At 69.4% G+C, this 11,934-nt stretch carries 11 protein-coding genes; 8 read left to right on the top strand and 3 right to left on the bottom strand.

The window, feature by feature from the left end; all coding sequences use genetic code 11:
• Positions 1 to 89: 89 nt before the first annotated feature.
• Complete coding sequence (locus BM287_RS08540; RefSeq protein ID WP_170857480.1) at positions 90 to 1,319, bottom strand: DUF349 domain-containing protein; 1,230 nt, start codon at positions 1,317 to 1,319, stop codon at positions 90 to 92.
• Between the two features lie 78 nt (positions 1,320 to 1,397).
• Positions 1,398 to 2,198, bottom strand: a complete 801-nt coding sequence (locus tag BM287_RS08535; protein WP_090037917.1) for a peptidylprolyl isomerase — start codon at positions 2,196 to 2,198, stop codon at positions 1,398 to 1,400.
• Between the two features lie 160 nt (positions 2,199 to 2,358).
• On the opposite strand from BM287_RS08535, the gene BM287_RS08530 reads away from it, so the two are divergent.
• From BM287_RS08530 to BM287_RS08495, 8 genes are all read left to right on the top strand, one after another.
• Positions 2,359 to 3,699: a replication-associated recombination protein A gene (locus tag BM287_RS08530; RefSeq protein ID WP_090037921.1), complete on the top strand. Its 1,341-nt coding sequence runs from the start codon at positions 2,359 to 2,361 to the stop codon at positions 3,697 to 3,699.
• A 172-nt stretch (positions 3,700 to 3,871) separates the two neighbouring features.
• Complete coding sequence (rpsD, locus tag BM287_RS08525) at positions 3,872 to 4,495, top strand: 30S ribosomal protein S4 (RefSeq protein ID WP_244528084.1); 624 nt, start codon at positions 3,872 to 3,874, stop codon at positions 4,493 to 4,495.
• Positions 4,496 to 4,618: 123 nt separating this feature from the next.
• Positions 4,619 to 5,032: a DUF948 domain-containing protein gene (locus tag BM287_RS08520; RefSeq protein WP_244528076.1), complete on the top strand. Its 414-nt coding sequence runs from the start codon at positions 4,619 to 4,621 to the stop codon at positions 5,030 to 5,032.
• Between the two features lie 72 nt (positions 5,033 to 5,104).
• Positions 5,105 to 5,296: a hypothetical protein gene (locus BM287_RS08515; RefSeq protein WP_090037930.1), complete on the top strand. Its 192-nt coding sequence runs from the start codon at positions 5,105 to 5,107 to the stop codon at positions 5,294 to 5,296.
• A 50-nt stretch (positions 5,297 to 5,346) separates the two neighbouring features.
• Positions 5,347 to 8,001 carry an alanine--tRNA ligase gene (gene alaS / locus BM287_RS08510; protein ID WP_090037933.1) on the top strand — a complete coding sequence of 885 codons (2,655 nt, stop codon included), beginning with the start codon at positions 5,347 to 5,349 and terminating at the stop codon, positions 7,999 to 8,001.
• Between the two features lie 5 nt (positions 8,002 to 8,006).
• Entirely contained in the window at positions 8,007 to 8,474 is a 468-nt protein-coding gene (gene ruvX / locus BM287_RS08505; RefSeq protein ID WP_170857479.1) for a Holliday junction resolvase RuvX, read from the top strand.
• 1 nt (position 8,475) lies between these two features.
• The gene (gene mltG / locus BM287_RS08500; protein ID WP_244528075.1) at positions 8,476 to 10,098 is read left to right on the top strand and encodes an endolytic transglycosylase MltG; all 1,623 of its coding nucleotides are present in this window, start codon (positions 8,476 to 8,478) and stop codon (positions 10,096 to 10,098) included.
• Positions 10,091 to 11,302: a shikimate dehydrogenase gene (locus BM287_RS08495; protein ID WP_090037937.1), complete on the top strand. Its 1,212-nt coding sequence runs from the start codon at positions 10,091 to 10,093 to the stop codon at positions 11,300 to 11,302. The genes mltG and BM287_RS08495 overlap by 8 nt, the downstream gene beginning before the upstream one ends.
• A gap of 39 nt (positions 11,303 to 11,341) precedes the next feature.
• On the opposite strand, the gene BM287_RS08490 is transcribed toward BM287_RS08495, so the two are convergent.
• Positions 11,342 to 11,908 carry a SadB/YajI family lipoprotein gene (locus BM287_RS08490; protein ID WP_244528072.1) on the bottom strand — a complete coding sequence of 189 codons (567 nt, stop codon included), beginning with the start codon at positions 11,906 to 11,908 and terminating at the stop codon, positions 11,342 to 11,344.
• Between the last annotated feature and the right edge of the window lie 26 nt (positions 11,909 to 11,934).

Raw genomic sequence — 11,934 nt, 5'->3', positions numbered from 1 at the left:
CAGCCTCGTCTGCGGGCCGGCCACGCGGCCGGCCTGCGACGAAACGGGGGAGAACCCGCTCACCTCACCGCTTGTGGACGGGACGAGGATCAGCCCAGCGCGTCGAGCCAGATCTTGCGAGCGTCCAGCGCCTCCTGCGCCGCCTTGACCTTCGCACTGTCGCCGGAGGCCTGGGCCTCGGCGAGCTCTTCCTCGAGCTTCGCGATGGCGGCGTTCAGCTGGCCGGCCAGGCCCTCTGCACGCGCCTTCTTCTCGGGGTTGTTCTTCTGCCAGTGCTCCTCGTCGAGGCGCCGGACGGCTGTCTCGACCTTGCGGAGGCGGTCCTCGATGGGGCGGACCTGCTCCCGCGGGACGCGGCCGATCTGGTCCCAGCGCTCCTGGATGGACAGCAGCTGAGCCCGCGCCGATTCGCGATCCGTCGCCTTGAGCAACGGCTCGGCCTCGTCGAGCAGGGCGAGCTTCAGCCGCAGGTTGTCGTCGTACTCGGCGCTGTCGCGCGCATCGACCTCGGCCTTGGCCGAGTAGATCGCGTCGCCGGCGGCCTTGAATCGTGCCCACAGGGCGTCGTCGTTCTTCTTCCCGGCACGGCCGGCGGCCTTCCACTCGTCGAGCAGGCGCCGGTACTCGGGGACGCCGTCGGCGCCGAGCGGGATCAGCTTCTCGGCCTGTTCGATCAGTGCGGCCTTGCGGTTGCGCACATCCCGGTGCTGCGTGTCGAGCTCGGCGAAGAAGGCCTTGCGGTTGTGCTCGATCGTGGATCGTGCGGCGCGGAACCGCTTCCACAGGTCGTTCGCCTCGTTCTTGGGCAGGCGCGGTCCGTCCTGCTGGTGGGCCTGCCACCGAGCGAAGAGAGCGTCGAGCTCGGCACTCGTGGTCTTCCACTGGGTGCGGGCCGGATCCTGCGCGGCGAGCGCCTCCGCCTGCTCGACGATCGCGGTGCGCTCGGCGATGGCCGCGTCGAGCGCTGCCTTGGCTTCGGCGCTCTGCTGCTCGGTGAGCTCTTCGACCGTGCCGCCGAGCGCGTCCAGCCGGGTGAGCAGCGATGCGAGATCGCCGACGGCGTTCGCGCCTTCGACGGCCTTCCGGAGATTGGCGACGGATCGGGCGACGTCGGTGGCCGGCGCTCCCCGGCGGGCGCGCTGCTCCAGCAGCCCGACCTGCCCGGCGAGGTCCGTGTACTTGCGCTCGAAGTACGCCAGAGCCTCCTCCGCCGTTCCATCGGGGTACTCGCCGACGATGCGTTCGCCGTCGCCCTCGCGGACGTACACGGTCCCGGTGTCGTCGACACGACCCCAGGGGTGCTGTTCAGAAGTAGCCAAGAGCCTCACCTTGCTGCTGCGCGATCCGGGCGGGATGCCGCCCCACGTTCGGGAATCAGCCTATTGCACCTGTCGCGGTCACTGCAGGGTGAAGCCGTTGATGGTGGTCGCCACAACGGGCGCTCCGTCGGTCTTCCCGCCCTGGACCCCCTTGTCGGTGACCTTCGACTCGAGCTGGTCGAGTCCGCTCGTGATCGTGCCGATGACGGTGTAGCCGCCGGCCTGGTCGGCCGGGATGGTGGTGTCCTTGTAGACGATGAAGAACTGGCTGCCCTGGCTGTTCGCGTTGTCACCCTGACGGGCCATCGCGATGGTGCCCGCCTTGTAGACGTTGTCCTTCGGCGCGTTCTCGATCGGTCCGTACGAGTAGCCCGGGCCGCCGGACCCGTTGCCCTGGGGGTCGCCGCACTGCAGCACGTAGAACCCGCCGTTGGTCAGGCGGTGGCAGGTGAGACCGTCGTAGAACTTCTTCTGCACCAGCGAGATCGTGGAGGAGACCGCCTGAGGCGCCTTCGCGCCGTCGAGCGAGACGTCGAGCGGGATGCCGTTGATCGTCAGGGTGCCCTTCCAGGTGCGGTCCTCGGCGAGCGTCTTGGGCGGGACGTCTCCCGAGGAGGAGGCAGACGGCGAGGGCGAGGCGGAGGCCGAGCTGGACGGCGATGCCGACGCCGAGGCCTTCGCGGCGCCGGGTCCGGCGGAGAAGTAGAGCAGTTGCGTGCCGACGGCCAGCACCACGATCACGGCGGCCGCGATTCCGGCCACCCAGTTGTCACGCGCGCGCCGCTTGACCTTGTGCTCGTGCACGCTCTGGCGCGCCTGATAGGCGCGGAGCCGCTCCCGAGCCAGTCGGGCGTCGCGGTCGTTCTGCTTCGGTGCCACGTTGGTCCTCCGGAGAGTCGTTCGGGGGATGTCCGCGAGACATCGGCCCGCTGGATCATGGAGAACCCTATCCGTCCGATCTATGGACGACCAACTCGGCCTCCCTTCGCACCCTGTCGCGGCCGCGGGGAGTGTCGGTGGTCGCGACTAGCCTTATGGAGTGGTCGACACTCAACCAGGGCTCCGGGCGGGAGCGACACCCCTCGCGGTGCGCATGCGCCCGAAATCTCTGGAGGAGGTGGCCGGGCAGCGTCACCTCCTGAAACCCGGGTCGCCGCTGGTCGCGCTCGCCTCCGACAAGGAGGGCCAGACCGGTTCCGTCTCCGTGATCCTGTGGGGTCCGCCGGGCACGGGCAAGACGACGCTCGCTCAGGCGATCGCTCATTCCTCCGGACGCCGGTTCGTCGAGCTCTCGGCGGTCACCGCCGGGGTCAAGGACGTCCGGCTGGTGATGGATGAGGCGCTCTCCACCCGCGACCTGTACGGCATCTCGACGGTCCTCTTCCTCGACGAGATCCACCGTTTCACGAAGGCTCAGCAGGATGCGCTGCTCCCGGGAGTCGAGAACGGCTGGGTCATCCTCGTCGCTGCGACCACCGAGAACCCGTCGTTCTCGGTCATCTCGCCGCTGCTCTCCCGCAGCCTGCTGCTCACGCTCGAGACGCTCAGCGACGACGACCTCGGCACGGTCATCGACCGCGCCGTGGCCGACGACCGGGGGCTCGCAGACCAGTACGTGCTCGCCCCGGAGGCCCGGGCCGCGCTGATCCGCCTCGCGTCCGGCGACGCACGGCGCGCCCTCACCGCACTCGAAGCGGCATCGGTGACGGCTGCGTCCGCGACGCCGGCGACGGCCAAGGAGAAGCCGGTCATCACTGCCGAGCTCGTCGCGCAGGCGGTCGACCGGGCCCTGCTGCGCTACGACCGCAACGGCGACGAGCACTACGACGTGATCAGCGCGTTCATCAAGTCGGTGCGCGGGTCGGATGTCGACGCATCCCTCCACTACCTGGCGCGCATGATCGAGGCCGGCGAGGATCCGCGCTTCATCGCCCGGCGCATCATCATCCTGGCGTCGGAGGACATCGGGATGGCCGACCCGCAGGCGCTCGGCGTGGCGATCGCGGCGGCGGACGCCGTCCAGTACATCGGGATGCCCGAGGGCCGCATCCCGCTCGCCCAGGCCGTGGTGCACCTCGCGACCGCGCCGAAGTCGAATGCGGCCTACCGGGCGTTGGACGCGGCGATCGCCGACGTGCGCGCGGGCAGGATCGGCCGCGTCCCGAAGCACCTGCGCGACGCCCACTATCCCGGCGCCAAGCGGCTCGGCCACGGCAAGGGCTACCAGTACCCGCACGACGACGAGCTCGGAGTGCTGAAGCAGCAGTATCTCCCCGACGAACTGGACGGCACGACGTATTACACGCCGACCGAGCACGGCAACGAGCGCGACGTCGCCGCACGGCTGGCGAAGCTGCGCCGCATCGTGCGCGGGCGATGACGTCGGTCTGCTAGACTTTCTGCGCCTAGAAGCGTGTTCGGGGTGCGGCTGCCGCGGTCACGATTCGATGGGAGTAGCCCTGTAGCCGGGCGTCCCTGGCAACAATCCCTCTCTCTGCGGACGCATACGTATGCCCGCATCCACCACTTCAGAGAGAAATCGAAAGGAAACCGTGTCTTCACGTTCCCGCAGCAAGACCCGCGAGTCGCGGGCCCTGGGCATCCCGCTCACCCCGAAGGCGGCGCGCTACATGGAGAAGCGCCCCTACGCTCCGGGTGAGCACGGCCGCACCAAGCGCAAGGCCGACTCGGACTACGCCGTGCGTCTGCGCGAGAAGCAGCGTCTGCGCGCCCAGTACGGCATCCGCGAGAAGCAGCTCCGCATCGCCTTCGAGGAGGCCCGTCGCACCCAGGGCCTGACCGGTGAGAACCTGGTCGAGCTCCTCGAGATGCGCCTGGACGCGCTCGTGCTCCGCGCCGGCTTCGCCCGCACCATCACGCAGGCCCGCCAGTTCGTCGTGCACCGCCACATCCTCGTCGACGGCAACCTCGTCGACCGCCCGTCCTTCCGCGTGAAGCCGGGTCAGCTCATCCACGTCAAGGCCCGCTCCGAGGGCACCGAGCCTTTCCAGGTCGCGGCCGCCGGCGGACACCTCGACGTGCTGCCGAAGACCCCGGGCTACCTGGATGTCGAGATCGACAAGCTGCAGGCCCGCCTGGTGCGCCGCCCGAAGCGCGCCGAGGTCCCCGTGACCTGCGAGGTCCAGCTGGTCGTCGAGTACTACGCGGCTCGCTGAGTTCAGCAGGTACGGCCCGGACGGGGTCGCGGCATCGCGCCGCGGCCCCGTTCGCCGTTCCCGGGAGCGCCGCTTGCGGCTACGCTGGATCCGTATGCCGGTGACGGAATGGAAGGGGACGACGTGTCCGGAGGAGACATCGCGGGGTTGATCGCGGCCGTCGTGTTCGCGGTCCTCGTCGGCTTCATCGCCATCCCGCTGATCAAGCTGGGGCGTGTGCTCGATCAGACGCGCGCAGCGATCAAGGAGGCGAGCGACGGCATCACGCCGATCCTCGACGAGACGGCGACCACGCTGCAGGAGACCAACAAGCAGCTGGCGCGGGTGGATGTCATCACCAGGAACGTCGCGGATGTGACGGGCAACGTCTCGGCGCTCGTGGCCCTGTTCGCCGCCACCATCGGTGGTCCGCTGATCAAGCTGGCCGGCTTCAGTGCCGCAGCGCGAGCCGCGTTCCGGACGGCCGGCGGCTTCGCCCCGGGCCGGTCCTCCAACGGCCGGTCCTCCTCCCGGAAGACTCGCGGGCGCTCGCACTAGACTTGTTCGGTGCGAGATCGCCCGGGTGTTCCGACGCCCGCGCGCAGCGCCGTCCAGAGAGGGAGGACCAGCATGAAGAGTTTCCTGTGGCTGCTCACAGGCGTCGCCATCGGCTTCGCCGTCGCCCACCAGGTCAACGAGACCGCCAAAGGTCGCGAATTCTTCAACAGCATCGACCGGAAAGCGCGCGACTTCGGTGAGGCCGTGTCCGACGGCTACCGTCAGCGCGAGGCCGAGCTCCGCTCGGCCATCCAGGGCGACTGACGCCGCCTGCGTCCCTCCTCACCCCACAGACTTTCGATCGACCGGAACCCATGCAGACTGCTGAAATCCACCGCCGCTGGCTCGACTTCTTCGCGCAGCGCGGCCACACCGTCGTGCCCTCCGCCTCCCTCATCAGCGACGACCCCTCGCTGATGTTCACGGTGGCCGGAATGGTGCCGTTCGTGCCCTACCTGACCGGTGTGGTGCCCGCGCCCTTCCCGCGCGCGACGAGTGTGCAGAAGTGCATCCGGACCCTCGACATCGACGAAGTCGGCAAGACGCCCCGGCATGGCACCTTCTTCCAGATGTGCGGCAACTTCTCGTTCGGCGACTACTTCAAGGAGCAGGCGATCACGTTCGCCTGGGACCTGCTCACCACGTCCGAGGGCGAGGGCGGCCTCGGGTTCTCGCCCGACGATCTCTGGGTGACGGTGTATGAGGAGGACGAGGAGGCCCGAGAGATCTGGGGCCGCGTCGCCGGCCTCCCGCCGGAGCGCATCCAGGGCCTCGGCAAGGACACCAACTACTGGTCGACGGGCCAGCCGGGGCCGGCGGGTCCGTGCTCCGAGATCTTCTTCGACCGCGGGCCCGCATACGGGGCGGACGGCGGTCCGGCGACGGACGACGACCGGTACGTCGAGATCTGGAACCTCGTCTTCATGCAGTACCTGCGCGGCGAGGGCGACGGCAAGGAGTTCGACATCCTCGGCGACCTGCCGAAGAAGAACATCGACACCGGCATGGGCCTCGAGCGCGTCGCGTTCATCAAGCAGGGCGTCGACAACATGTACGAGATCGACCAGGTCCGGCCCGTGCTCGATCGCGCCGCCGAGCTCGCCGAGAAGCCGTACGGCAACGAGGCGCACGAGGACGACGTGCGGCTGCGGGTCGTCGCCGACCACGTCCGCAGCGCGCTGATGCTGATGGCCGACGGCGTCACGCCGTCGAACGAGGGCCGCGGCTACGTGCTGCGCCGTCTGCTCCGCCGCACCGTTCGGGCGATGCGCCTGCTCGGCGTGGAGTCGGCGACCTTCCCGGAGCTCTTCCCCGTCTCGCGGGACGCGATGAAGGCGGCGTATCCGGAGGTGGCGACCGAGTTCGCCCGGATCTCGCAGCTGGCGTACGCCGAGGAGGAGACCTTCCTCCGGACCCTCGTGGCCGGCACCGGCATCCTCGACACCGCCGTGGCGACGACGCAGAAGGAGGGTCGCACGCAGCTCGCGGGCGACACCGCGTTCCTGCTGCACGACACCTATGGCTTCCCCATCGACCTCACGCTCGAGATGGCGGATGAAGCCGGCCTGACGGTCGACCGCACGGCGTTCGACCGGCTCATGGCCGACCAGCGTTCGCGCGCGAAGGCGGACGCAAAGGCCAAGAAGACCGCGCTGGCCGACCTCTCCGTCTACAGCGCCTTCCGTTCGCTCGGCGAGACGGTGTTCACCGGCTACACGGAGCTGCAGACGGAGTCCAGCGTCCTGGGTCTCATCGTCGACGGCCGCTCGGTGGACCGTGCTAGCGAAGGCCAGGTCGCGGAGATCATCCTCGGGGCGACCGCCCTCTATGCGGAGTCCGGCGGTCAGGACGCGGATGCCGGCTCGATCGTCGGTCCCGGCTACGAGCTGGATGTGCTCGACGTGCAGAAGCCGGTCAAGGGGCTCATCAGCCACAAGGTCCTCGTCCGCAGCGGCGAGGTCGGGCTCGGCGCGCCCGCGACGAGCATCGTGGACGGCGACTACCGCCGAGGCGCACGCCAGGCGCACTCGGGGACCCACATCATCCACGCGGCCCTCCGGCAGGTGCTCGGGCCGAACGCACACCAGTCGGGCTCCTTCAACAAGGCCGGCTACCTGCGCCTCGACTTCTCGTGGAACCAGGCGCTCTCGGCCGAGACCCGTACCGAGATCGAGGAGATCTCGAACAACGCGATCCGGCAGAATCTCGAGGTGAGCACCCGCGAGCTTCCGCTCGCCGAGGCGAAGGCGCTCGGCGCGATGGCCCTGTTCGGCGAGAAGTACGGCGACGTGGTCCGCGTGGTGGACATCGGCGGTCCGTGGTCGCGTGAGCTGTGTGCAGGCACCCACGTGTCCTCCAGCGCCGAGATCGGGATGATCAACCTCGTCAGCGAGTCGTCCGTCGGTTCCACGAATCGGCGCGTCGAGTCCCTGGTCGGGCTGGAGGCCTTCAAGGACCTCGCGGTGGAGCGCACCATCGTGTCGCAGCTCTCCAGCTCCCTCAAGACGCCGCGCGAGCAGCTGCCCGAGAAGATCGCCGACCTGATGGCGAACCTCAAGGCCGCGGAGAAGCGCATCCAGGCGTTCGAGGCGCGGGCCGTACTGGACAAGGTGCCCACGCTGCTGGATTCGGCCACGCGTCGCGGTTCAGTCACTGTCGTGGCAGAGGATGCCGGGACGCTGAACAGCGCCGACGACCTGCGGCTGCTGGTGACGACCGTGCGGGAGCGGCTGGGCTCGGACGCGGCGACGGTCGCGCTGGCGGCACGCGCCGCGGGCAAGCCCGTCGTGATCGTCGGCACCAACCAGGCGGCTCGCGACGCGGGCGTCAACGCGGGCGCGCTCGCCAAGACGGCGGCCGGTGTCCTGGGCGGCGGTGGCGGCGGCAAGGCCGACCTGGCGCAGGGCGGCGGCACGGACACCGACGCGATCCCGGCGGCGCTGACCGCCGTGGTCTCGGCGATCGGGTAGCACCGGTGCGCAGCGGGGTGCGGATCGGCATCGACGTCGGCAAGGTCCGGATCGGCGTGAGCCGCTCCGACCTCGACGGAATGCTGGCGACCCCCGTCGAGACGGTCGCACGCTCCGAGGATGCTGCGGATCGCCGCAGGATCGCCGAGATCGTCGGCGAACTCGGAGCCTTCGAGGTTATCGTCGGCCTGCCGTTGGCGCTCTCGGGAGCGCACACCGCCTCCACGGCGGATGCGATCGGGTTCGCCACGGCGCTGGCCGCCGAGACCGGCGTCCCGGTGCGTCTGGTCGACGAGCGCTTGTCGACCGTGTCGGCGGCCTCGGCGCTGCGTGCGTCGGGCAGGAATACGAAGAAGGCGCGTCCAGTGGTGGATCAGGTCGCGGCCACGATAATTTTGCAGCACGCCCTCGATGCGGAGCGGTCTACAGGCCGTCCGCCGGGTGACCCCGTCGAATCGAGCATTGGACGCTAGCTTGACTCAGAACCCGCAGGAGCGGCCGGAGCCGCCCGCCTTCCCGGCGGTGAACCGGCCGCCCGCGCCGCTCCAGCCGCCGCCGGCGCAGCAGGAACCCGGGCAGCAGGAACCGGCCCAGCAGCAGGCGCCGTCGCCGGCAGCAGCCGAGGCCGGCGCCGAGCGTCCTCCGATGACCCGCCGAGAGGCGCGCGCGGCGCGCGAGGCGCAGCAGCAGGCCCTGACTCACGAAGCGGTCGGTCCGACCTCGCCGCCCGGACCCGGGCACGAGTCACCCGCCGAAACGGCAGCATTGGCCGGCCTCGACTTCGACGCCGTGATCACGGGCCCCGTGGCCCAGATCGAAGAGCCGGAACCCGTCGGCGTGGCCGCCCGTCATGGGTCGGACGAGCAGGCATCCACGCACCACGATCATCCTGCGCGTACTCTGTTCGGAATGCTCGAGGACACCGACGACGCGCCCGCCCACCACAGGTCGGCACACGACGACTCGGCGCACACCGTGGCCGGCCTCGTCTGGCGGCAGCAGAACTACGTGTCGCACGACGAACCGCGCAAGAAGCGGCGCTGGGTGCGGCGACTCGTCGTGACCATCGTGGTCCTCGGCCTGCTGGGCGGGATGGCCGGGGGCGCGTACGCGATCTTCCAGCCGCAGATCGTCAAGCTGCAGAACGCCCTGTTCCCGCCGGACGACGACTACAAGGGCACCGGAACCGGCGAGGTGATGTTCACCATCAAGTCCGGCGACGACGGCTCCTCCATCTCGCAGAACCTGGCTAAAGCCGGGGTGGTGAAGACCTACGACGCGTTCTACTCGCTCCTGCTGCGCCAGAAGCCGCAGGCCGAGTTCCAGCCCGGCGTCTTCAAGCTGGCGAAGCAGATGAGCGCGGCGGCGGCGCTCGCGGCACTGGAGGACCCGGCCTCGCGCGTCCAGAACACGGCGGTGATCCCGGAGGGGACGGCCGAGAAGGACGCGCTCCAGACGGTCGCCACGGCGACGAAGATCCCGCTCGCCGACCTTCAGGCCGCTGCGGCGAACCCGGCGGCGTACGGTCTGCCCGCCCAGGCGAAATCCCTCGAGGGCTTCCTGTTCCCGGCGACGTACACGTTCCCCCCGGGGACCACCGCGCAGCAGGCGATCAAGACCATGGTCGACCGGATGTTCCAGTCGCTGGATGCGGCGGGCGTCGCTCCCCAGAACCGGTGGAACACCGTCATCCTCGCGTCGATCGTGCAGCGCGAGGCCGGACTCAAGGACGACTACCCCAAGGTCGCGCGCGTGTTCCTCAATCGTCTCGCTCAGGGCTGGGATCTGCAGTCGGATGCGACGGTCGCCTATGGCACCGGCCACACCAACCGGGTCGAGACGACGGACGCGGAGCGGGAGGACGCGAGCAACCCGTACAACACGTACGTGCATCCAGGTCTCCCCGTCGGGCCGATCTCGAACCCGGGCGACCTGGCGATCAACGCCGTGCAGCATCCCGCCGACGGCCCGTGGATGTACTTCGTGACCTGGAACCTGAAGACCGGAGAGACGATCTTCTCCACGACTCAGGCCGAGCACGATGCGGCGGTCGCGAAATGGCAGCAATGGATGAAGGACAACCCCGGTTATGGATAAGACCAGCAAGCCTACGCGCGACGTGGACATGACGGAGGCGGCCGAGGGGGTCGAGGCCGAGGGGGTCACCGCCGAAGAGCTCGCCGTCGAGAAGCTCGCCGTCGAGAACGGTGTCTCCGAGGCGTCGGCGGAGGCCGCGATCGCCGCGCTGGTCGACGAGGAGCGCCAGCGGGAGGCCGAGGAGGCTGCGGTGGCGGAGGCCGTGGAGGCCGCAGACCGCGAGGACCCGGAGCCGGAGTCCGAGCGGGAACCCGGGCCGGAGCCCGAGCCGGAGTCCGAGCCGGCAGCTGCGCCCGCACCCGCTCCCGCCAAGCCGAAGGCATCCAAGCCCCGCGCGGCCAAAGCTCCGATCCGGCGCCTGGCCGTGCTCGGCTCGCCGATCGGCCACTCGCGGTCTCCCGAGCTCCACCGCGCCGCATACAGCGCCCTCGGCCTCGACTGGTCCTACGAGGCCGTCGACGTGACCGAGGATGCGCTGCCCGGCTTCATCGCCGGCCTGGGCCAGGAGTGGCGGGGTCTGTCGCTGACCATGCCGTTGAAGAAGGCGGTCCTGCCGCTGCTCAGCGACACGGACCGCATCGCCGAACAGACCGGGGGAGCAAACACGGTCCTGCTGGACGGCGAGGACGTCCGCGGATTCAACACCGATGTCGCCGGTATCGTCCACGCACTCCGCGCCGCCGGTCTCGAGCAGGTGCGCTACGTCCACATCCTCGGCGGCGGAGCGACCGCCGCGTCCGCGCTCGTCGCTGCTGCGGAGCTCGGAGCGGAACGGGTGGATGTGCACGTGCGCGACCTCGCACGAAGCTCCTGGATGGAACAGCTGGCCAACGACCTGGGCCTGCGCATCCGCATCCGCCCCTTCTCACAGGCGGATCGCTCGCTGGACGTCCCCGAGCTCGTGATCAGCACCGTCCCGGGCGGCGCCCTCACCGAGGCCCTGTACACGGACTCCACCCGGCGTCGTTCCCTGTTGTTCGACGTCGCCTACGAGCCGTGGCCCACTCCACTCGCGGCGCAGTGGGAGTCCGTGGGCGGCCGCACGGTCTCGGGTCTCGCCATGCTCGTCCACCAGGCGCTGCTGCAGGTGCGCGTGTTCGTCTCCGGCGACCCCCTGGAGCCGCTCCCTAATGAGCCGGACATCCTGGCCGCGATGCGGGAGGCGGTCGGAATCGACGAGCGGGGCGCTCAGCTGGGGGACTGATCGGGGCGGGCAGTCCCTCGCGACCCGAGCGAATCACCGTCACCAGTTCTTCGGGAGTCGCGGGTCGTCCGGGTCGATCGGAGCGCACCGACTGTAACCACGGAAGTCGGAGTAGTTCTCACCGATGGTGAAGACGATCGCGAAGCCGTCTTCACGGACCCCGGTGAGATAGGGTGGGTAGGACACGACTTTCCGTGGCGGGTAGATCTTGTTGTCCTCGATCACTTTCGTCGGGAAACCGTAGTCGGTCCACATCTTCGCCACCCGCTCCGCCGTCTCCTCAGGACTGGACTTCGTCGGACCCTTGTACTGGTTGAAGATGTTCCACGTCTCCGACGGGGTGCCGTCGGCGTAGTCACCACACCCGGGCTGCCAGGTCATCGTGTCTGGTTTCGGCCAGGTGTCGGCGACCAGGGCGGTGGCCTCGTCGTAGAGGCGCTGCATCTCGTGTTGGACTGCGGCGCGGTCGGCTTTGTCGTCGTCTTCCACCTGCTGGATCTCCTTCGCGGTCTTGGGTTGTGGTGCGCATCCGGTCAGGGTTGCTGTGGCAACCAGCGCGGTCAGCGCCACGATACGCACCACAGCCCGCCGACGCTGCCTCGACATCGCTGTCATCGTCCCGAACCCAACGG

The sequence above is a fragment of the Leifsonia sp. CL147 genome, from assembly GCF_900114565.1.
Taxonomy (GTDB): domain Bacteria; phylum Actinomycetota; class Actinomycetes; order Actinomycetales; family Microbacteriaceae; genus Leifsonia.
This window is presented reverse-complemented; position numbering and strand designations above follow the sequence as displayed.

Bases quoted from the DNA above. Each gene is read 5' to 3' on its own strand.
- BM287_RS08515 (WP_090037930.1), top strand. From the start codon at position 5,105: ATGAAGAGTTTCCTGTGGCTGCTCACAGGCGTCGCCATCGGCTTCGCC.
- alaS (WP_090037933.1), top strand. From the start codon at position 5,347: ATGCAGACTGCTGAAATCCACCGCCGCTGGCTCGACTTCTTCGCGCAG.
- BM287_RS08490 (WP_244528072.1), bottom strand. From the start codon at position 11,908: ATGTCGAGGCAGCGTCGGCGGGCTGTGGTGCGTATCGTGGCGCTGACC.
- BM287_RS08495 (WP_090037937.1), top strand. From the start codon at position 10,091: ATGGATAAGACCAGCAAGCCTACGCGCGACGTGGACATGACGGAGGCG.